Origin of the sequence: Nitrobacter sp. Nb-311A, from assembly GCF_000152905.1 — a bacterium.
Taxonomy (GTDB): Bacteria; Pseudomonadota; Alphaproteobacteria; order Rhizobiales; family Xanthobacteraceae; genus Nitrobacter.
The window spans coordinates 1-21,384 of record NZ_AAMY01000036.1 but is presented as its reverse complement, the minus strand read 5'-3'; the positions used below and the strand labels follow the sequence as shown (position 1 = coordinate 21,384).

Sequence of the window (21,384 nt, the reverse complement as noted above, 5' to 3'; positions counted from 1 at the left end):
GCTTAGAACGGATACTGGCGCGGCGCATGCTGCACCGTAACCCACTGATCCGAAGTAAACTCCTCGATTGCCCAGTCACCATTGAACCGCCCCAAGCCGGAGTTTTTCTCTCCGCCGAAAGGAGCGTTTGCCTCGTCGTTCACTGGCATATCGTTGATATGTGTCATGCCCGCCCGTATTCGCTGTGCGAACTGCACCCCCCGCGAAGTATCTCTGGTAAACACGGCGCTGGATAGACCGTATTCGCTGCTGTTGCACAGCTCCAGTGCATGTTCTGCATCGCGAGCGCTCTGGATTCCGACCAGCGGACCGAAAATCTCCTCCCGAGCGATTTCCATATCGGCGGTCACGTTGCCGAAGACATGGGGCGGCATGACGTTGCCTTGTGGTTCGCCGCCCATAAGCATCTCCGCACCCTCCTGTTGCGCCTTGCTTACCTTTTTCTTTAGGCCCGCGAGCTGTTTAGCGTTGATCACCGGACCCACAACGGTTCCTGGTAGCCGCGGATCACCATAAGGCAGAGCCTCGACACGCGCGACGAAGCGCTGCGTGAACTCTTCCACAAGGGGCGCTTCAACGATGATCCGGTTGATTGCCATGCAGATTTGCCCTTGGTGCAAAAACTTGCCGACCACCGCCGCGTTCACCGCAGCCTCGACATCTGCATCAGCCAGCACCACAAACGGACTGTTGCCACCTAGTTCCAGAGCGACGCGCTTGAGATGAGTACCGCCACTGGCGAGACGGCCAATGTTGCGACCAACCGGCGTCGAGCCAGTGAAAGAGATGAAGGATGGCACTGGATGTTCGACGAACGCATCGCCGATGTCCGAACCGGCGCCGACCAGTACGCTCAGCACACCTTGTGGTAGCCCGGCCTCCTCGAAGATTCGCGCCAGCAGAAGGCCACCGGTGATGGGCGTATCACTGGCCGGTTTGATGACCACGGCGTTCCCCAGCGCCAGCGCTGGGGAAACTGAACGAGCACTAAGGTGCAAGGGGAAATTCCATGGACTGATTACCCCGACCACACCTAGCGGCGCGCGATAGACGCGGCTTTCTTTGCCCGGCACATCCGAGGGCAGAATGCGGCCGTGAGCGCGGCCGGGCAGGCCCGCGGACTCCAAGGTGATGGCGCGGGCGGAGGCCCATTCAACTTCGGCCTTAATGCGGGTACTGCCGGATTCACGAATCAACCAGTCAAGAATTTCTTCCTTTCGGTCATCGAAGATGTCGACCGCCCGACGCATGATGTCGCCACGCGCGGTGGGGCCCATTGCAGCCCATTCAACTTGTGCTGTTTGCGCTGTACGATAGGTCTGATCCAGATCCTCGCGACTGGCCATCGGCAAGCTCAACAAGAGTTCGCCCGTAAACGGATCAATGACATTCAGATCGCGTTCGGCGCTTCCCTTTCGCCATTGCCCGGCGATCGGCTGCAATTCGAGATTCTGATAGCGGGGCTTGCTTTTCAAGACCGACGTCCGTTTAATTTCGGAGCACTACGACCCCGCCCAACGTTGGAAGAGATGATGCACACTGTCCCAGCTTCAGTTTCAAGGGTCAAGTTTCTGTGCCCGCTTGCGGCGCTACGTATAACCGCAGTCGGCGACGAAAAGGCGATTGTTGGCACTCGTAGAATGTGCGGACTAACGAAAGATTCCTTCTCAAACTGCAAAGCATGCTAGGTGTTTGATCCCGGGGTTTGATGGTGCAATCTTTTCCACGGATTGGAAGGGTGCGCTATGGGACAGATTCTTCACGGGAGCGCCACGACGACAGAGGCTGTCCGTCGAGCGATACAAAATAGTCAAGAGAGCCTGAGAGCGCTTGCTGCACGCTATAGCGTCAACCCCAAGACCATTTTGAAGTGGAAGAAGCGTTCGACGGTCGCCGACCTTCCAACCGGACCCAGGACGCCAAAATCCTCGGTTCTTTCGGTAGAGGAAGAAGCGATCGTCGTGGCCTTTCGCCGACACACGCTGCTGCCGTTGGACGATTGTCTTTATGCTCTTCAGGCCACGATCAAGCATTTGACACGCTCGTCGCTGCATCGCTGCCTGCAACGTCATGGCGTCAGTCGGCTGCCGGAGATCGAAAGCGACACGGCCACGAAGAAAAAGTTCAAGTCCTACCCGATCGGCTTCTTCCACATCGACATTGCCGAAGTCAGGACGAAGGAAGGCAAGCTCTATCTATTCGTTGGAATCGACAGAACCTCGAAGTTCGCCTTCGTCCAATTGCATGAACAAGCCGATCGTCCCACAGCGGTCATCTTCCTTGAAGCCTTGATCGCAACCGTGCCCTATCGGCTGCATACAATCCTTACCGACAATGGCATCCAGTTCGCGGATCTGCCTCGCAACCGCAATGGTTGGACGGCGCGCTATCGGGTTCATCGCTTCGACCAGATTTGCAATGAGCACGGCATTGAGCACCGACTGACCAAACCCAACCACCCGTGGACTAATGGACAGGTGGAACGAATGAACAGGACCATCAAGGAGGCCACGGTCAAACGCTATCATTACGATAGCCATGACGAACTACGCGTTCATCTGGCCAACTTCGTTGACGCCTATAATTTTGCTCGACGGCTCAAAACGCTCAAAGGTCTCACGCCATATGAGTTCGTCTGCAAATTCTGGACTTCAGAGCCGAAAAGATTCAAGCTTAATCCGCACCAGCAAATGCCGGGACTAAACACCTAACGACCGGAACACAAAATAGGCGATGCGGACGATTAACTGCGAGTAATCGTAATCCCCAAGGCTTGCCCGAGTTCCTGCGTAATATGACCACTTCTATTTCTTTAGACTATACCACCTTTCGCCCGCCGCGGGGGCGATTTTCGGAGAATGCCTCACAGATAGGCAATTTTCGCGATGTCGTTGCCTTCGCGCTTAGAGCGGCAAATCGGAAGAACCACTTTTTGTAGTTCAAAGGCGGTTCACAGCGCGAGGCTCACTCAGTGCGCTTCGCGACCGTGAGGAGCCATGAAATCTGGAGCGGGACCGACCGGCACTATGCCGGTAGGATTGATAGTTTGATGGCTTTCGTAATAGTGGCGCTTAATATGCTCCATGTTCACAGTCTGGGCGACACCGGGAAGCTGGAAGATCTCGCACGTGAAGCTCCAGAGATTGGGATAATCGACGATCCGATGTCGGTTACATTTGAAGTGGCCGTGATAGACTTCATCGAAACGAACGAGTGTCGTGAACAGCCGGATATCCGCTTCGGTGAGACGCTCGCCTAAAAGATAGCGTTGGCGCGCCAGACGCTCTTCGAGCCAGTCGAGCGTTTGGAACACGCCCGCAACCGCGTCGTCATAGGCCGTTTGACTGGTCGCAAAGCCGGCCTTGTAGACGCCATTGTTGAAGCCGTCGTAAACTTGTTTGTTCACTGCATCGATTTGCTCGCGAAGATTCACCGGATAATAGTCGCCCGACTTTGCTCCAACCGCGTCGAAGGCATTGGTGAGCATTCTGATGATCTCAGAGGACTCATTATTAACAATAGTGCGCCGCTGTTTGTCCCATAGGAACGGCACGGTCACCCGGCCGCTATAGTCCGGCTGCGCGGCCGTATAAACTTGGTGGAGGAAATCGGCGCCATTCAAATCATCGGGCGTGACTCCCGGTCCTTGCTTAAAGGTCCAGCCGTCCTCGCGCATCAGCCAGTGAACAACCGAGACCGAAATCATGTCGTCCAATCCCTTGAAAGCGCGCATGATGAGGGTACGATGCGCCCAGGGACAGGCGAGGCTGACATAAAGATGATAGCGGCCCGCCTCGGCCTTGAATCCACCCTGCCCACTGGCACCGGGCGCGCCGTCGGTGGTTATCCAGTTACGGAATTGACTTTCGCTTCGAATAAAGCGACCGCCGCTCGCAGCCGTGTCATACCATTGGTCGTGCCATTTGCCGTCGATCAAAAGCCCCATTTGAGCCTGTCCTCGAAAAGAGTTCTCCGTCGTGCTGGAGCCGCATAATCGTCAACCTTGGCGCAACAAAGGATGTCAGCTTTCTTGCGTTTGCGGCATGAGGGGATCAACCAGAAGATCGTCACCAGGCGGAAGGCCTTTGAATCTCTGTGTTCGCTGACAGTGATGCTGAGCGCTGCCTATGATTTTGTGCTCAGCTAAGTATGCATATTGATATTCGATCATGTCCCGACAATGGTAACAGCGCGAAAGCGGCGCTTGATCTTGGTCGGAGGGAAGCATTGGACAGGCTGGAACCCGAGCGGATGTTTGTTGCGGTAATGGAGACCGGCAGCTTCACCGCCGCCGCCGAACGGCTCGGCACAAGCTCAGGCCAAGCCTCGAAGCTAGTCTCGCGGCTGGAAAATGAGCTAGGTGTTCGTCTCCTCAGCCGCACCACGCGCGCCGTATCACCGACCGAAGCCGGGCACGCTTATTTCGATCGGCTTCGGCCGTTGCTCGAAGAGTTTGATAATCTGGACGCCGCAGTCCGGGATAAGTCGGGCGCGCCGCGCGGGCGGTTGCGGCTAACGGTACCGCTGACGTTTGGGACTACGGAAATAGCACCAGGGCTGAACGAATTCGCATCAAAATTTCCCGAGATCGAACTCGATGTCAGCTTTTCGGATCGGATGGTGAACCTCGTCGACGAAGGCTTCGACATGGCCATCAGGGTTGGACGGGCCGACGATTCCAGCATGATCGCGCGCAAGCTTTGCGACGTGCGCATCGTGATCGTTGGATCGCAAACCTACCTCAAGCGTCGCGGAGAACCAAAAAGGCCCAACGACCTCGCGCACTTCGACTGCATTATCGATACGAATTTCCGGGAGCCGAATCGCTGGCCGCTTCGAAACGCACGGGGCACCCCGATCGACGTCGCAGTCGGTGGCCGCCTTCGCTATTCCAATGCCGAGGCCTGTCTCAACGCCGCCGAGGCTGGGCTCGGGCTTGCCTGTGTGCCAAGCTTCATTGCGGGCAAGGCTCTGCGGGCGGGCCGGACACGACGCGTTCTGCAAGCTTTCGAAACCGAACCCTACGCGGTGCATGCTCTCTATCCCCACGGCCGTCATCTCGCCACGAAGGTCCGTGTCCTGGTTGATTTTCTGGTCGAGCGCTATCGCGGAACGCCGCATTGGGAGAAGGGTTGGTAGATTTCTTCCGTTCTGGATGTAATGAACTTCTACGCGACCGGATTATCGTTCAGATCCAATAGGGCCATGTTTCCTGGAGCACGACGCATGTGGCGTCACAACCAGGAGATTCGACATGAACATTGCCATCTTCGGATCCGGCAATATGGCCAGCGGCCTTGCTGTCCTCTTCACCAAAGCCGGACATAAAATCACCCTGGCTTCTAGGGACTCGGTAAAGGCGCAGACGGTTGCAGCCAAACTCGGCACCGGCATCGGGGTCAGCTCGTTAGCCGATGCGGCCGGCGCTGCGGACGCTGTTGTCTTGGCCGTGCCCTACGAGGCAGCCGCCGACGTCCTAGCAGGCTGTTGAAGAAGTGTCCCGTCTGGCTTTCGGGATGGCTTAATCGCCGTTGTGATGAGATTTGGATTGAGCTGTCGAGCAGTTTGGCGTGGCCGTGGGACGGGGGGTCATGCTGGCACCGCCATGAGCTTCGGCAGTCGCACCAGATTGTAAGCGGCGGCTGCGAAGGTGAAGGCCCATTCGACGCGGTCGCGGCCGCGGAAGCGGGTCTTGTCCTGGCGGGCGACCGTCTTGATCCAGCCGAAGGCTTCCTCAATGCGCTTGCGGATACGCTGGCTGACGGCATAGCCGCTGTGCCGCGTCGTGCGTCCGTCGATCGCCGAGCTTCGGCCTCTCGTGTTCTGCGCCACGTGCGGCGTCACCTTCATCGCGCGCAACTCATTGACGAAGTCCTCCGTGTCATAGGCCTTATCAGCGCCAAGTGTGATGGCCAGGGGCCGGTCGGCGCGAGGTTCGATCATGTGCAACGCCGCCACCCGCTCGGCATGTCCGTCGGCCAGCGTCAGGCAGGCGTCGACCAACAGGCCGTGGCGGTTCTCCATCAGCCCATGACCCATGAAGCATAGCTTCGCCTCCTTGCCCTTGCCCTTCTTGTAGAGCCTTGCGTCCGGATCGGTGGTCGAGGCATGCGTGTCGTTAGTCCGCTTCTGGCCGTGGAAGTCGGCTTCGGCATTGCGCCCGACGCCGCCGGCCGGCGGCTCGCCAGAGCCGTCCTTCGGTTTGACGCTCTTCATCGAAGCCCAGGCCTCGATCAGCGTGCCGTCGACCGAGAAGTGATCTGTCGACAGCAGCTTCTTCACCTTGGGCTGGGCCAGCACCGCACTCAGGAATTTGGCCGCGATGTCGCCCTCAAGCAGCCGCTCGCGATTCTTCGAGAACACCGAATGGTCCCAGGCTGGATCGTCGACGCCGATGCCCACGAACCAGCGGAACAGAAGGTCGTATTCCAGCCGCTCCATAAGCAACCGCTCCGAGCGGATCGAGTAGAACGCCTGCAAGAGCATCGCCCTGAGCAACTTCTCGGGTGGGATCGACGGCCGCCCGAGTGGCGAGTACAGCGCCGCGAACTCCCGCTCCAAAGCGACAAGCCCTTCGTTCACCGTGACCCGGATGGCGCGAAGCGGGTGGTCGCGTCGAACCCGCGCCTCCAGATCAACGTAGCTGAACAGCTCGCCAGTCAGATTGTCACCACCGCGCACTCATCATCTCCAAATCGCTTCGGAGCAATAAATCATGCTCACAGCTCGGCCGCGACTGGCTTTTTCAACAGCCTGCTAGAGGCCGCTGGAGACTTGGCCGGGAAGATCGTCATCGACATCACAAATCCGCTGACCGCTGACTTTTCCGGCCTCACCATCGGCCATACGACCAGCGCGGCCGAGGAAATTCAGAAGCGAGCGCCGGGCGCAAAGGTGGTGAAGGCTTTCAATACCGTCTTCGCCTCCGTGCTTCAGAACGGCGGCAAGGCGTCCGGAAAGCCGGCAACGGTCTTTGTCGCGGGTGACGACGCTGAGGCGCGGAAGAGTGTTGTCTCTCTCGCCAAAAGCGCGGGCCTGGCCGCGGTGGAGACCGGAGGTCTCGTCTCAGCTCGGTATCTGGAGCCGCTCGCAGGCCTCAACATCGCTTTAGGCTACGGCCTCGGCCACGGCACTGACATCGCACCGACATGGCAAGGCATCGCCTGAGCCGCGGATCGGAAGGACAGCACCATGACCTATACAACTTCTGCACACGCAGCCCGCCCAGCTCTCATTTCTGGCGTGGCCAATGCCGATCTTGCCGCGACGATCCTGCGCGTTTCGATGGGCGTTCTTTTCCTCGCCCACGCCTGGCTCAAGCTGGTGATCTTCACGCCGGCTGGTACCGCCGGATTCTTTGAAAGCCTGGGCTTCCCCGGCGTCCTTGCCTACGTGGTCATCGCCGCAGAGCTTGGCGGAGGCATCGCTCTAATTCTGGGCGTCTGGAGCCGTTGGGTTGCGCTGGCGCTAGTACCAATTCTGCTCGGCACGATCTACGCTCCGCATGGGGCGGCCGGCTTTTTCTTCTCGAACCAGGGCGGCGGTTGGGAGTTTCCCGCTTTTTGGGCCATCGCCCTTATTGTACAGGCTCTCCTTGGCGACGGGGCTTTCGCTCTGAAACGCGCTCGCGTCTGAGCACTTGGTGCGGTCGCGGAACGTATCCGCGACCGCTCTTTTTTGAGGAGCATTCATCATGACCGCAGCGTCTGATTTTTTCGACATGAGCGCAGCGCCAATGCGCGTTGGCAAGGTCCGGCTGAAGGTGCGCGATCTCGACGCCGTCTCAGGCTTCTACCGCACCGTTCTCGGCCTGACGTTAATGGCGAAGGACGATCGCGAGGCAACGTTCGGCACAGGTCATACGTCTTTGCTCGTCCTCGAAGCCGACCCCGCCCTCGCTCCGCGCGACCGGAGACAGGCCGGGCTTTTCCATACGGCCTTCCTGATGCCGACGCGGGCCGATCTCGCTCGCTGGCTGACCCACGCTGTCGAGGTGCGTGTGCCGCTCCAGGGCGCGTCCGACCACATCGTTAGTGAGGCAATCTATCTCGCCGACCCCGAAGACAACGGCATCGAGGTTTATGCTGACCGACCCGTCGCGCGCTGGCGTGGCGCGAATGGCGATATCAGGATGAGCACCAATCCGCTCGACAAGCAGAACCTGCTCGCAGCGGGCGAAGGAGCAGGTTGGACCGGCTTTCCTAAAGACGGCAGCATCGGCCACGTGCACCTTCAGGTCGGAGATACGGCAGCGGCAGACCTTTTCTATCGCGACGTCCTCGGCTTCGACACCACTGTCGACTACCCCGGCGCCAGCTTCTACGGCAGCGGCGGCTATCACCATCAACTCGCCGGCAATATTTGGAATAGTCGCGGCGCCACGCAACGCCCGAAGAACATGGCGGGGCTCGACAATGTCGAGATCATCGTCCGCGATCCCGCCGATATCGCGAAGATCGTGACGCGCGCCGAAGGCGCAGGCGTAGAACCAACGAGTGGTGTCGAAGGAACGGTCCTGCGCGATCCATTTGGCAGCGCTATTACCTTGAGAAGTTGATGGAGGCGATCATGCTGACAAACGGTAAATGGATGGCCAACTGGCAGCCGGTGCAAGCCAACGACAATATAGGCGGCTTCGTGCGGCAGACATCGACCTTCCGCAATTGGGTCACGCCCGACGGCTGGGGGGGTCGACTGGCGAAGGCGGCTTCGCCGCCGAGGCTGGCCGTTATCATCTTTATGTTGCACTGATCTGCCCCTGGGCGTCACGTACTCTAGGTCATCGACTCATTAAATCGCAACCAGATGCGGATTGCGGCGAGTTTGATGCCAGCGAGGAAGTTGTCGTCACGCTTGTCGTAGCGGGTGGCGACGGCACGGTAATGCTTGATTTTATTGAAAAAGCGTTCGACCAGATTGCGCTTGCGATAGAGCCGCCTGTTGAAGCGCAGAGCCATGACGCGATTTGGCATCGGCTTCACGTTGGCTGTCGCGCCGCGCGCGGCCAGGGTCTGGCGCAGGGCGTTGGAATCATAGGCTCGATCGGCCAGCAGCACGTTGCCGCGCTCCACGGTGTCGATCATGTCCTGCGCGCTGCGTCCATCGTGGGCCTGGCCTTCGGTGATCTTGAGGCAGATCGGCAGGCCGCAGGCATCCACCAGCGCGTGGATCTTGGTTGTCAGCCCGCCGCGCGAGCGACCCATGCAACGGGATCTGGTCTGTTTTTTTGACCGTTGGCCGCATGCTGATGCACGCGGATCGACGAGGAGTCGATCATCTGGATGTCGCCATCATAAGCCTTTGAAACCGCCGACAGAATACGATCCCAAACGCCTGCCTTGCGCCACCGGTTGAAGCGGTTCACGCAGGTCGTATGCGGGCCGTAGCGCGCCGGAATATCCGCCCACGGCGCACCGGTACGCAGCCGCCAGAAGATCCCGTTCAGCACCCGCCGGTCATCCACCCGTGCAACGCCGCGCGATTTGTTCGGCAAAAGCGGCTGAATCACAGACCACTCGAAATCCGTCAGATCAAAACGAGCCATTCAATCCTCCTCCCTCCGGAGATTGAATCACGCCTCCCGTCCAAACGGAATCCCATTTATGGGTTCGTGACCTAATCGAACGCAAGCTTAAGAAGCTTAACAACGCCATATCCGTGTCAGTGGTGGAGCCGACGCTCACCGACCAGGGCTGGCGGTTCGGCGACTATCCCGGCTCGAGCCACGACGCCGTCAACGGCTCGACCTATCTGCATGAGCTTTACACGCGAGCCGATCCGGCCATCAGCGGCCGGGCCCGGTGCCCGTCCTGTGGGACAAAAAGCGCGGCACCATCGTCAACAATGAGTCGGCTGATATTCTCTGGATGATGAACTCGGGCTTCGGTGATCTCGCGGATTCCACGGTGAACCTATGCCCCCGAACTTGCGCGAGACGATCGAGGCGCTAAACGAGCGCATTTATCCGAGCCTCAACAATGGTGTCTATCGCGCTGGTTTCGCGACCACCCAGGAAGCCTATGAGGACGCGTTTGCCGGCGTTTTTGCCATGCTCGATGAACTGGAAGAGAGACTTGGCGACGGCCGCAAATTCCTGATCGACGAACGCTTCACAGAGGCGGACGTCAGACTTTTCGTGACCCTGGTCCGTTTCGATCTCGCCTACTACGGGCTATTCAAGTGCAATCTCCGCCGCATCGCGGACGACTCAAAACTGAGCGCCTACCTCGCCCGGGTCCTTGATATTCCCGGCATCCGCGAAACGGTCAACATCGACCACATCAAGCGGGGCCATTACTCGATCAAGACGCTCAATCCGACAGGCATCGTACCGGTGGGCCCTGAAATGCCGAGCTGAATCGAGTGTTGAGCCGGGTGGCCGGAGCATGATTTCGGAAGAACGACGCGACTTTCAGAAATCATAATGTTCCCTACAAATTGAACAGGTCTGATCCGACGCAGTTGGATCAGACCTCTGTTCGCTCAGGTGCGCGTCGAGCGCTTGGCAAGCTGTCGCGTTTCCGAGCGAAGTGGGCACCGGTTCGCGCGCAGAAAAACCGTTGATCCCCTTAAATTTCCCCGATGCGAATGATTGGCTTCAGCGTTATTCCTTTTTCACTATCGGCTGCAGCCTCATTAATCTGGTCGAAGGAATAAAATTTGACCAGCTTGTCGAAGGGGAATCGGCCAGCAAGATAGAGGTCGATGAGCTTGGGAATAAATACGTCGGGAACGCTGTCGCCTTCAACGACGCCACGGATGCTTTTGACATTTTGCATCAGATCGTTGACGTCGAGGTCAAGCACCGCTCCAGGCTTTGAAGCGCCAACAATCGCAGCGGCTCCTGTAGGGCGCAAGGCCAGTGCAGCATTACGGATCACGGATGTGATACCGGTCGAATCCATAGCGAAATCCACGCCCTTTCCGGTAATTGCGCGGATCGCCTCGACCGGGTCATCGTCGGCGCTGTTGACGACATGGGTGGCACCGAGTTGCTTTGCCAATTCCAGCCGCGAGGACACGACGTCGATCGCGAAGATGGTCGTCGCGCCGACCGCCGCCGCTGCCATGACGGCCGAAAGGCCAACCGCGCCGGCCCCGAAGGCCGCAAAGCTCGCTCCCGGACCGACATTGAGTGCATTGAGCGCAGTTCCGGCACCCGTCTGTATGCCGCAACCAAGAGGCCCAAGCAGTTCCAGTGGCGCATCCTTGCGGACCTTCACCACATTTCGATCGTTGGCAATGGCGTATGCACCGAATGAGGATTGGCCGAAGAAGCGATCGTTTAGCAGGGTCTGGTCATGCCCACACAGGGCGTGCGAGCCATCGTCGGGGCGCGCGCCAGCGAAATTATAGTTATTAAAATTCTCACAGTAGGCCGGATGACCTTCCTGACACGGACGGCAAGCGCCGCAGGAATGAAAGGTGAGGACGACATGATCGCCCTTCTTTACTTTGGTCACGTTCTCCCCGACCGCTTCTACAATTCCGGCCCCTTCGTGGCCGAGGACAATCGGATGCGGCACTGGATAGATCTGATCGCGTGCGACCATGTCGGTGTGGCACATGCCCGTCGCTACTACGCGGACCAACACCTCATTATTGTTCGGTTGTGTGATGTTCACCGACTCGATTCGGAAGGGCCCGCCTTTCTGACGGACTACGGCTGCCCGAAAGCCCCGTTCGGCAAATTGCTGAGTCGACATCTGGTTCGTCCTGTCTAGATCAAAAATCACTATATTGATCGGTTGTATTGTTGGCCGTTCGTCAATGGTCGCCCATCAGAATAACGCACGCAACTATTACCTGATCTTCGACTTATCTCTCGGCCGCGAAAGCGTGTTAAGCCACCATAATTAACTAGGCTCAGGACCCATTAAATTTGTTGCGCGAAGGCTGGCAGGTTGATTCAATGGTGATGCTGGGAGGCATCGCCATGGCTGATCTTTTGCTGCTATCGGAGGCGCAGATGCGCCGGATCGAACCGTATTTTCCGCTGTCGCACGGGATTGCGAGGGTTGACGACCGGCGGGTGATCAGCGGCATCGTGTTCGTCATCCGAAACGGTCTGCGCTGGCGCGATGTGCCGTCGGGCTATGGTCCGCACAAGACGATCTACAACCGGTTCGTGCGCTGGAGCCGCCTCGGCGTATTCAACAAGATCTTTGCCGAACTGGCGCGCAAGGGTGGCAAGCCGTCTCGCCTGATGATCGACGCGACGCATCTGAAGGCGCATCGCACCGCTGCCAGCCTTTTAAAAAAAGGCCTGTTCCCCGACGTATCGGGCGCACGAAAGGCGGCCTGAATTCAAAGCTGCATGCCGTCTGCGATGGTCAGGGGCGCCCCGTCATCATGCTGCTTAGCGAAGGCCAGATGAGCGATTACAAGGGCGCGGCTTTGATGATCGATACGCTGCCGCCCGCCAGGCAGTTGCTCGCCGACAAGGGCTATGATGCCGACTGGTTTCGCCGAGCCCTCGCCGAGCGCGGGATCATGGCCTGCATCCCATCGAAGTCGAACCGCAAAACCCCGATCGGACATGACCGCAAACTCTATCGTCAGCGGCACAAAATCGAGAACATGTTCGGCAGGCTCAAGGACTGGCGGCGCATCCACACTCGCTACGACCAGTGCGCTCACACATTCATGTCCGCCATCTGCATCGCTGCCGCTGTCATCTTCTGGCTTTGATCAATGAGTCCTGACCCTAGGGCATTCTACCCTCGCGCTTTACTCCTCCTCACCCTTATATACACTTCGCTATGATAGTAGGTTCATCCCTCGGGGTCGCCGTACGATTTGCGAACAGCAAGCGCTGTAGGCCAGATGTTCCATCCCTAAACAGATGGGCCTGCCGCACCGATTGTTAGGAGATATGAAGTCATGCGCGCCCTCTCATCGGTCTACATCTTTATTGCTGGAACATTTCTGTCGGCAACATCTACGATTGCGCAGGTGAAATCCGCTGCACCGCCAGCGGTCGGGGTTGTCGCAGCTGAATTCAAACCGATGGCAGAGAGTACCGAAATCAACGGTCGCATTCAGGCTCGGCATCGCGTTGACTTGGTTGCGCGTGTCACTGCGTTCATGGACGAACGGCTTTTTGTGGAAGGCGCCAACGTCAAGAAAGATCAGGTCTTATATCGGCTCGAGCGTGCGCCTTTCGAAGCAGAGGTCGAAGCTAAGGAAGCGGCGGTTGCCGAAGCTAAGGCTCAACTTGAGAACGCCGATCTCGCGCTTTTCCGCGCGCAGGAACTATTGCGGAAGAATTCCGGTACCCAGGTCACAGCCGACACTGCGCTTGCTGCGCAGCGCTCGGCGGCAGCGCAGCTGAAGGCCGCGCAAGCGCAGCTCCACCAAGCGCAAATCAATCTCGATTACACGGAAATAAAAGCACCAATCGACGGCCTCATTGGCCAAACTTCGCTTACCGTTGGCAATGTCGTCAGTCCTTCCAGCGGAACGCTGGCGACGATCGTCAGTCCGGACCCCATGTATGTAATCTTTCCTGTCTCGGTGCGCCGCGTTCTAGAACTAAGGGAACGCTATGCCGACAAGGGCGGCTATCATGCCGTGCAAATACGCGTGCGCCTACCGAATGGAGAAATATACGGTCAAACCGGCAAGCTCGACTTCGTCGATATCGGCGTTGCTAAAGACACCGACACTCTCATCTTGCGCGGCACGATTCCCAATTCGATGATTCAGACAGTTGAGGAGAAGAAGCTTTACGAATTGACGGACCAGGAGTTTGTCACCGTCTTGCTTGAGGCTGTCGAACCGCTCAAAGTGTTGGCGGTCCCGCGCGCGGCGATTCTTGCCGACCAGCAGGGCGATTATGTTTTCGTCGTCAATGATAAGAACGTCGCCGAACAACGCCGCGTGAAATTGGGACAATCAACCCCTGACGTCGCGGGGGTCGTCGATGGTTTGAAACCGGGCGAGCGGGTCGTCGTGGAAGGCATCCAACGGGTCCGGCCAAATCTTGTGGTCTCGCCGGCGCCGCCTTCATCAACCCCTGCTGGGAGATAGCGCATGCTCTCGGCCTATTTTATCGATCGCCCCCGCATGGCGATTGTCATCGCCATCGTCATTTCGCTTGCGGGTCTGCTGGCACTCTCGCGCATCCCTGTCGCTCAATTACCCGATATCGTTCCGCCGGAGGTTCAGGTCTCGGCAGTCTATCCAGGTGCCTCCGCCTCGGTGTTGGAGGCGACGGTGGCGCAGCCGATCGAGTCCAGGGTCGTCGGCGTCGACAAGATGATTTACATGAAGAGCAGTAGCGGCGCAGATGGAAGTTATAATCTGGACGTCAGTTTTGCTCTCGGTACAGATCCCGATATTAATACGGTCAACGTCAATAACCGCGTTCAGACCGCGATGGCTAGTCTGCCGCCGGAGGTGCAACTTCAGGGATTGACGGTTCAAAAGCGAACGTCGTCGGTCCTTCAGTTCATTACGCTCTACAGTGAGGGCGGCAAGCTCGATCCGCTGACCATCACCAATTACGCCATCATCAACGTCCTGGATGAGTTGTCGCGGATTTCGGGCGTGGGGCAGGCGCTGCTATTTGGGCGCGAAAACTATTCGATGCGGATTTGGTTCGATACCGCACGATTGACGAGCCTCGGTTTGGGACCCTCTGACGTCATTCGCGCCGTACAGGCGCAGAGCGTCCAGGCGCCGATCGGCCGTCTTGGAGCTCGTCCGATTCCTGAGGATCAGCAGTTTCAGTTAAATCTGCAGACGCAGGGACGCCTTACGACCCCGGAGCAATTTGGCGCCATCGTCATTCGAGCCAATCCCGACGGTTCGGTGCTGCAAGTCAAGGATGTCGCTCGGATTGAGCTGGGAGCACAGAATCAGGATACCTTTAGCCGGTTGAATGGCGATCCGTCGGTTACGATCGGTATCTATCTGTCGCCTGGCGCCAATGCCCTCACAGTATCGAAGACTGTGAACGCAACCCTGGATAAACTGCGAACTCGCTTTCCTGAGGGGCTGCAAGCTCGCGCGGTGCATGATTCTACGGTTTTCGTGCGGGACACGATCAAGGCAGTCATTCAAGCGCTTATCGAGGCATTTGTTCTGGTCGGCATTGTCGTGTTCCTTTTTCTCGGCAATCTGCGCGCAACCATCATTCCAATCATTGCCATTCCGGTCAGCTTGATTGGAAGCTTTGCTGTCCTTCTTATGCTCGGTTATTCGGCCAATACCGTTTCGCTGCTGGCGTTGGTCCTCGCGGTCGGCATCGTCGTGGATGACGCGATCGTCGTGGTCGAGAACGTCGAGCGCATCATGGAGGAAGAGCCGGACCTATCGCCTGCGGAGGCGACGAAGAAAGCGATGGCGCAGGTGACGGCGCCGATTATCGGCATCACTTTGGTCCTGCTGTCGGTGTTTGTCCCGATCGCTTTCATCGCCGGTATTTCGGGCGAGCTGTTTCGCCAGTTCGCTGTCACGATTAGTGCTGCGGTGCTCATCTCGGCGGTCAACGCGCTGACCCTCTCGCCCGCACTGTGCACAGTGTTCCTTCGTCATTCTCCGCGTCGCGGCATCATGGGACGCATCGGACAAGGGATCGACAAGGTGCGCGACGGCTATGCCACAGTCGTTCGCAAGACATTGCGGCTGTCGGTCATATCAATGGTGCTGATCGCTGCATTCGGCCTGGGTATTTTTGGTTTAATGCGGATTACCCCCACGGGCTTCCTGCCGGAGGAGGATCAGGGCACATTCTTCATTAACGTTCAATTGCCGGATGGTGCTTCGGTTAACCGGACAAGCGAGTCCGTTAAGCAGGTCGAAAGCGTCTTGAAGGGGATGCCCCAAGTGCGCGATACCATTTCGATCATCGGTTACTCGCTGCTCGACGGTTATGCTGCCAGTAACAATGCGTTTATGATCGTCAAGCTGAAGCCGTTCGAAGAGCGCACCAAGGTCGCCGATTCGGCTCAAGCGCTCATTGCGCAGCTGTTCGACGCGTCACAGCGAATCCGCACTGCGAATGTATTGCCCTTTAATCTCCCTCCCATTGTGGGACTATCAACCACAGGGGGTTTCGAATATCAGCTAGAGAATCTGGAAGGCGCTGATCCGAAAGCCATGAGTTCGGTGGTCCAGGGACTGATTGCTGCAGCCAATCAGGACCCACGCCTTTCGCGCGTTTTCACGACATACGGGGCCAACGCGCCTTCGATATTTCTTGATATCGATCGCGAGAAGGCGCAATCGCTCGGCATCACGCTCAACGACGTTTTCACCACGCTGCAAACGACGCTTGGCGGTTACTTCATCAACAATTTTAACCTGTTCGGCCGTACCTGGCAGGTCAATTTGCAAGCCGAGGCTGCGGATCGGCGCGATATATCGGCTCTTTGGAAGATCTACATTCGCAATTCAAAGGGTGAAATGGTGCCGCTCCAATCGATTGCATCGGCTCGCACCGTGACTGGGCCGCAGGTCATCACGCGATATAACAATTATCGCTCGGTGACCATCAACGGCAGCCCGGCTCCGGGCGTGGCTTCGGGTACGGCATTGGATGCCATGGCCGAGGTATCTGCCAAGACGATCCCGCCTGGCTACGCATTCGAATGGACCGGTACTGCTTATCAGGAACAGGCCGCGAGCGGCCAGACCATAATCGTGCTCGGCATGGCGTTGCTGTTCGCATTTCTCTTTTTGGTCGCGCTTTACGAGAGCTGGATTATTCCCGTTCCAGTACTGTTCTCGGTGGTTGTTGGTGTGCTCGGTGCCATTGCCGGCGTTTTGATCGCGCACCTTACGCTCGATCTTTATGCGCAGATCGGACTCGTAGTGTTGATTGCGCTAGCCGCGAAGAATGCCATCTTGATCGTTGAGTTCGCCAAGGAGCAGCGTGAGCAAGGGTTGAGCCTTGAGCAGGCCGCAGCCGTCGGCGCCGAGATGCGATTTCGCGCCGTGCTGATGACATCGATCGCATTCATCCTCGGATTGGTGCCGCTGGTCTGGGCGAGCGGCGCATCGGAGATCGCGCGCCAGGCCGTCAGCACGCCGGTGTTCGTCGGCATGATCGCTGCAAGTAGCATCGGACTGTTCTTGATTCCGATGCTCTACGTCTTCTGGGAATCCATCAGAGAGCGAACCAATCGATTGTTTGACCGGAGAAAGATCGCCGTTTCCGATCGGGCAGAGTAGCTAGCACTCTGCTAAATGGTGCTCAGAGACCGGATCTCTACAACTCGACAGCAGTCAAGCTTTCACGCGGGATTACGCTAAAAGACTGCCTCGCAAAGAACTGCCCCCTATCGGACTCTCACGCTTATCGAGACGACTTAATAAGTCTTCAGCTTATTTCTAGTTGTTTGAAGGTAGCATGATCGACGATAGACCTTAGGATCGAGCGTAGAGACTTGAGCGTTACGGAGCGGTCATTTGAGTAAGCGATTCCGCTTACGGCCCGAAAAGGTCACGAATGACGATGCCATATGAAACGATCCTCATCGTCGTTCTCGCGCTCCCTTTCGCCGGGAGCTGTCTTGCAGCGCTCCTTCAGAGCAACGCGCGCAACGCCGAAGCGTGGCTGGCCGGTGCGGTTTCGTTCATCTGTCTGATGCTTCTGGTCGTGAGCTACCCCCATATCGTCAACGGAGGAGTCATCCGACATACCGTTGAATGGGTACCCGAACTCGGTCTCAATTTCTATCTGAGGATGGACGGTTTCGCCTGGGTGCTCGCCGCACTGATCGCCAGCATCGGGTTCCTGGTGGTACTTTATGCCCGCTACTACTTGTCTCCCCAAGATCCTGTGCCGCGTTTTTTCTCGTTCCTGCTCGCCTTCATGGGGGCGATGCTCGGCATCGTCCTCTCTGGCAACCTGATCCAACTGGTTTTCTTCTGGGAGCTGACCAGCCTCTTTTCCTTTCTGCTGATCGGCTATTGGTACCAGACAGCGCAGGCGCGGGATGGCGCTCGCATGGCTCTGATTGTGACGTCGGCCGGCGGATTTTGCCTGTTCGCCGGAATACTGATCCTCGGACATATCGCCGGCAGTTACGACCTCAATCGCGTTCTAGCGTCCGGCGACAAGATCCGGGCGCATTCGCTTTACATCCCGGCGCTTGTCCTCATCCTTCTCGGAGCCTTGACGAAAAGCGCACAGTTCCCGTTCCATTTCTGGCTACCACAGGCGATGGCGGCACCGACGCCCGTTTCAGCCTATCTTCACTCCGCCACGATGGTCAAAGGCGGAGTTTTTCTTCTGGTGCGACTCTGGCCTGCGCTGGGCGGAACGAACGAGTGGTTGTGGCTCGTGGGTTCGGCGGGACTTATCAGTTTCATACTTGGAGCGTTCATTGCTCTTTTCCAGCAGGATATGAAAGGGCTGCTCGCCTACTCGACCATCAGTCACCTCGGGCTCATCACTCTTCTCATCGGTCTCGATTCACCGCTCGCACAGGTCGCCGCCATCTTTCACCTCATGAACCATGCGACATTCAAGGCGTCGTTGTTCATGGCGGCCGGGATCATCGATCACGAAACCGGCACCCGCGACCTGCGCCGCCTGAGCGGCCTACGGCGCTTCATGCCGATCACGGCAACGCTCGCGATGGTCGCTGCCGCCGCCATGGCCGGCGTCCCTGTCACGGTGGCGCCGATGCCGCGCTCTTCGTTCAGGGCGGGGATGACAATGGAGATCATGTTCTGCGTGCCACGCAGATCAATGACTGACCGAAAAAACCACGCGTGAGTGGATCAAGCAGCTTGGCGATCGGCAAGACGTATTTGTCGAAGATGCGAAACTCAACAACGGCAATGACATCAACTACGCGTCTGGCTTATTCATCGGAGAGTATCGCGGGCTCCGAACGATTGAACATGCTGGCGGCGATGCCGCATATCGGACCAATATTCTCAGATTTCCGGACCAACATTTCTCGGTCGTGGTTCTTGCAAATGCAGGGGATTTGAATCCAACCGCGCTTTCATTCAAGATCTCCGACATCTATCTCAAGGATCTGCTAAAGCCTACGTCCGACAAGCAAGCCAGTGACGATAAGCCGGAAGTAGCGGTCGACCCTAAGATCCTCGACGCCTACGTTGTGACTATGAACTTGAACTCAGACCAGGGTTCACTTTTTCCTTCAGCAAGGACAATGACCACCTCGTCGCGCGCCCGACAGGCCAGCCTTCGTATCCAATGTACGCAATTTCCAACACGACTTTTCGCTTTAAAGTAGTCCCCACCGAAGTCGTCTTTGATGACGTCACGCGAGGTGGATCAGCACAGAACGCGTTCCTGCACCTAAAAGACGGCTCAAATGTTCCTCTGAGGCGCATATCAATCATCAAACCTACAGCGGACCGGCTCAAGTCGTATGAAGGCCACTACTACAGCGCAGAACTCGGCGTTATCTATGACGTGTTCGTTCGCGAGAACCGGCTGATGATGCGCTATCCGCGGGGAGAGCTCGATCTGAAGCCCTTCGGGACTGACGCATTCGTCGCGGGCTTTCCTATCGGAAAATCGAAGTCGCTTGTACAGACGATAGCAAGTGCAATTCACTGTCGATCGATGGCGGCCGCATCAAACAGCTACGCTTCGACAGGATCTCGTTCGACCCGATCGGCTCTAAGCTGTTGCAATGATTAGGTATAAACTGCCCGGAAACGGGCTGGACGCGAGCCTTGGCCCGCCGATCCGCAGAATTTGTTCTCGATCCGAAAACGCAAATGATTGTGGCAATTGAGACGATCCAGTGTACGGCAATGCTCAAACCGGCTCGAAAACGGTTGGTCGCCGATCGTCCAAGGGAGGGGCGCATAGCTATCCCGTCGAATGAAATCGCACTTGAGGCGAGACACAACGGGTAGGCCGACGATCGGCGCCACGATCACCGCACAGTTGTTTCTCCAGCTGGCCGCCCAGGATTTCAAGCCGGAAATGCGGACGGCAGACCGCTCTCCGCACATTTTTGGACGCTAAGGGAAGCTAACTCGTCTTCGTGCAGGCAGATCGGAACCGGGCGATCAATCCGGTGCCGGATTTACGCAGCCTGGCCATCCGGACAGATCCATGCCGAGGTGCAGCCCGGACGCTGCGAGGAGGTCCTTGATCTCGTTCAGCGACCTCCGACCGAAGTTCGGCGTCCGCAGCATCTCGTCTTCCGACTTCTGCACCAGTTCGCCGACGTGGTTGATGCCGTCCTTCTTCAGGCAGTTCGCCGACCGGACAGAGAGTTCGAGGTCGTCGACGCGTTCGAGCAGTTTGCCGGCCTGCTGGGACAGGAAGTCGACGTTCGGTGGCGGCCATTCCGGCAAGGCCAGGCCCAGCTGAAGCCCGACTTGGCCTAAGATCTCCTTCAGTTCGTTGAGCGACTTCCGCCCGAAGTTCGGGATCCGGAGAAGCTCCGCCTCGCTATTGCGCGCGAAATCGCCGACGAGACGCACGTCGTCGTTCTTCAGGCAGAGCGATGTCCGCACCGAAAGCTCGAGCTCGTCGATGCTGCGGTAGAGGTGGACCGTCGGCGGGATCCCGACCGGCGGCACGTAGGGCGGCGGCGGGGACGGAGGCGGCTCCCACCCGAATTCGTAGTCGCCCGCTTGCCACGACTTGGTCGCGCCGGCGCGCTGCGCGTCGTCCAAAAGTCCGGTCAGTGCTTCGAGCGCAATGCCGAACCGGCACGCGACGATTTCGCGCCCCTTCTGACGATGGCCTTCCTTGTCGTACATTCGAAGCTGGCGGTAGCGCTTGATGGCGCGCCGGGTGTCGTGCTCGATCCTCCCGCCCTCCTCGACCCAGACGTAGTACAGGAGCCTCCAGTCGTCGATGCTGCCGTAGGCGGTCCGCCGCAGCCGCCGCTCCTGCTGGCGGATGTTCACGGTGGTGCCGATCTTCATCACGCGGTGCGACAGCGACCCGGCGATGTAGACGTAGCCGGGCGCGTAGTACCTGTCGCGGAAGGTGTCCGACCAGTCGATCATGGAGGCGTGCCGCTGTTGGTGCCCGGCAGTTTGGCTGCGCGCGGATCAGAGCGCAAGGATGTCCCTGTGTCATTCGGCATGCAAAATTGACCCCGTAAGCCGGGGGATCGGCGTCCAAAATTGACCCCCTACAGGTTGGCTGTTGCGCTGCCTGCTTTGTCATGAAGCAGGTGGTCGGGGATGCTGATCGTGGAGACGATTGCGCGGATACGGCGCGAACACTTCATCAAGGGCAAGACGATCAAGGAGATCGCCCGTGACCTGAAGGTGTCGCGGAACACGGTCCGGAAGGTGCTGAGGTCGGGCAAGACCTTGTTCGAGTATGAGCGTTCGATCCAGCCGCGCCCCAAACTCGGGCGTTGGGCGGCGGAGCTTGATGAACTGCTGGCGGCGAACGCGGCCAAATCGGCTCGCGAACAG

General features: G+C 58.1%; 14 protein-coding genes and 6 pseudogenes. 13 read left to right on the top strand and 7 right to left on the bottom strand.

Annotated features, from left to right (window positions below):
• Positions 1–2 precede the first annotated feature (2 nt).
• Positions 3–1,475: an aldehyde dehydrogenase family protein gene (locus NB311A_RS08045; RefSeq protein WP_009798018.1), complete on the bottom strand. Its 1,473-nt coding sequence runs from the start codon at positions 1,473–1,475 to the stop codon at positions 3–5.
• A 270-nt stretch (positions 1,476–1,745) separates the two neighbouring features.
• On the opposite strand from NB311A_RS08045, the gene NB311A_RS08040 reads away from it, so the two are divergent.
• Positions 1,746–2,711 (top strand): IS481 family transposase, encoded by a 966-nt coding sequence (locus NB311A_RS08040; protein WP_009798017.1) that lies wholly within the window; start codon positions 1,746–1,748, stop codon positions 2,709–2,711.
• Between the two features lie 257 nt (positions 2,712–2,968).
• On the opposite strand, the gene NB311A_RS08035 is transcribed toward NB311A_RS08040, so the two are convergent.
• Positions 2,969–3,946 (bottom strand): glutathione S-transferase family protein, encoded by a 978-nt coding sequence (locus NB311A_RS08035; RefSeq protein ID WP_009798016.1) that lies wholly within the window; start codon positions 3,944–3,946, stop codon positions 2,969–2,971.
• A 281-nt stretch (positions 3,947–4,227) separates the two neighbouring features.
• Between NB311A_RS08035 and NB311A_RS08030 the strand changes: the two genes are divergently transcribed.
• The gene (locus tag NB311A_RS08030) at positions 4,228–5,139 is read left to right on the top strand and encodes a LysR family transcriptional regulator (RefSeq protein WP_040674435.1); all 912 of its coding nucleotides are present in this window, start codon (positions 4,228–4,230) and stop codon (positions 5,137–5,139) included.
• Between the two features lie 115 nt (positions 5,140–5,254).
• Positions 5,255–5,491: an NAD(P)-binding domain-containing protein gene (locus NB311A_RS08025; protein WP_009798013.1), complete on the top strand. Its 237-nt coding sequence runs from the start codon at positions 5,255–5,257 to the stop codon at positions 5,489–5,491.
• A 98-nt stretch (positions 5,492–5,589) separates the two neighbouring features.
• Here NB311A_RS08025 and NB311A_RS08020 read toward each other — a convergent pair whose 3' ends face one another.
• Positions 5,590–6,681, bottom strand: coding sequence for an IS5-like element ISNisp7 family transposase (locus NB311A_RS08020; protein ID WP_009797950.1), 1,092 nt, complete (start codon positions 6,679–6,681; stop codon positions 5,590–5,592).
• Between the two features lie 93 nt (positions 6,682–6,774).
• On the opposite strand from NB311A_RS08020, the gene NB311A_RS08015 reads away from it, so the two are divergent.
• The 4 genes from NB311A_RS08015 to NB311A_RS08000 are packed head-to-tail and all read left to right on the top strand — an operon-like array spanning position 6,775 to position 8,751.
• The gene (locus NB311A_RS08015) at positions 6,775–7,167 is read left to right on the top strand and encodes an NADPH-dependent F420 reductase (protein WP_009798012.1); all 393 of its coding nucleotides are present in this window, start codon (positions 6,775–6,777) and stop codon (positions 7,165–7,167) included.
• A 24-nt stretch (positions 7,168–7,191) separates the two neighbouring features.
• On the top strand, positions 7,192–7,635 hold the full coding sequence (locus tag NB311A_RS08010; RefSeq protein ID WP_083780414.1) for a DoxX family protein: 444 nt from the start codon (positions 7,192–7,194) through the stop codon (positions 7,633–7,635).
• A 58-nt stretch (positions 7,636–7,693) separates the two neighbouring features.
• Positions 7,694–8,557: a VOC family protein gene (locus NB311A_RS08005; protein WP_009798010.1), complete on the top strand. Its 864-nt coding sequence runs from the start codon at positions 7,694–7,696 to the stop codon at positions 8,555–8,557.
• A gap of 11 nt (positions 8,558–8,568) precedes the next feature.
• The gene (locus NB311A_RS08000) at positions 8,569–8,751 is read left to right on the top strand and encodes a hypothetical protein (RefSeq protein WP_371256482.1); all 183 of its coding nucleotides are present in this window, start codon (positions 8,569–8,571) and stop codon (positions 8,749–8,751) included.
• Between the two features lie 23 nt (positions 8,752–8,774).
• On the opposite strand, the pseudogene NB311A_RS20320 reads toward NB311A_RS08000, so the two are convergent.
• Positions 8,775–9,544, bottom strand: a pseudogene (locus tag NB311A_RS20320) (IS5 family transposase).
• 65 nt (positions 9,545–9,609) lie between these two features.
• On the opposite strand from NB311A_RS20320, the pseudogene NB311A_RS20315 reads away from it, so the two are divergent.
• Positions 9,610–10,357 (top strand): annotated as a pseudogene (locus NB311A_RS20315) (glutathione S-transferase family protein); the annotation flags it as partial.
• Between the two features lie 211 nt (positions 10,358–10,568).
• Here the strand turns inward: NB311A_RS20315 and NB311A_RS07980 are convergent.
• Complete coding sequence (locus NB311A_RS07980) at positions 10,569–11,705, bottom strand: NAD(P)-dependent alcohol dehydrogenase (RefSeq protein ID WP_009798005.1); 1,137 nt, start codon at positions 11,703–11,705, stop codon at positions 10,569–10,571.
• A 230-nt stretch (positions 11,706–11,935) separates the two neighbouring features.
• On the opposite strand from NB311A_RS07980, the gene NB311A_RS20310 reads away from it, so the two are divergent.
• The 4 genes and pseudogenes from NB311A_RS20310 to NB311A_RS07955 all read left to right on the top strand — a co-directional run.
• Positions 11,936–12,690 (top strand): IS5 family transposase gene (locus NB311A_RS20310; protein ID WP_086008691.1). Its coding sequence is split into 2 segments (ribosomal slippage): positions 11,936–12,269 and positions 12,269–12,690, totalling 756 coding nucleotides; the frame shifts between segments, so codons are not numbered across the junction.
• Positions 12,691–12,882: 192 nt separating this feature from the next.
• Positions 12,883–14,031: an efflux RND transporter periplasmic adaptor subunit gene (locus tag NB311A_RS07965; protein WP_009798002.1), complete on the top strand. Its 1,149-nt coding sequence runs from the start codon at positions 12,883–12,885 to the stop codon at positions 14,029–14,031.
• Between the two features lie 3 nt (positions 14,032–14,034).
• Positions 14,035–17,178 carry an efflux RND transporter permease subunit gene (locus NB311A_RS07960; protein WP_009798001.1) on the top strand — a complete coding sequence of 1,048 codons (3,144 nt, stop codon included), beginning with the start codon at positions 14,035–14,037 and terminating at the stop codon, positions 17,176–17,178.
• Positions 17,179–17,455: 277 nt separating this feature from the next.
• Positions 17,456–18,661: pseudogene (locus tag NB311A_RS07955) on the top strand (proton-conducting transporter membrane subunit); the annotation flags it as partial.
• A gap of 1,349 nt (positions 18,662–20,010) precedes the next feature.
• On the opposite strand, the pseudogene NB311A_RS23125 reads toward NB311A_RS07955, so the two are convergent.
• Positions 20,011–20,244: pseudogene (locus NB311A_RS23125) on the bottom strand (DNA-directed RNA polymerase subunit alpha C-terminal domain-containing protein); the annotation flags it as partial.
• A gap of 96 nt (positions 20,245–20,340) precedes the next feature.
• Positions 20,341–20,964, bottom strand: a pseudogene (locus tag NB311A_RS23120) (DNA-directed RNA polymerase subunit alpha C-terminal domain-containing protein); the annotation flags it as partial.
• Positions 20,965–21,144: 180 nt separating this feature from the next.
• Here NB311A_RS23120 and NB311A_RS07940 point away from each other — a divergent pair.
• Positions 21,145–21,384, top strand: a pseudogene (locus NB311A_RS07940) (IS21 family transposase); the annotation flags it as partial.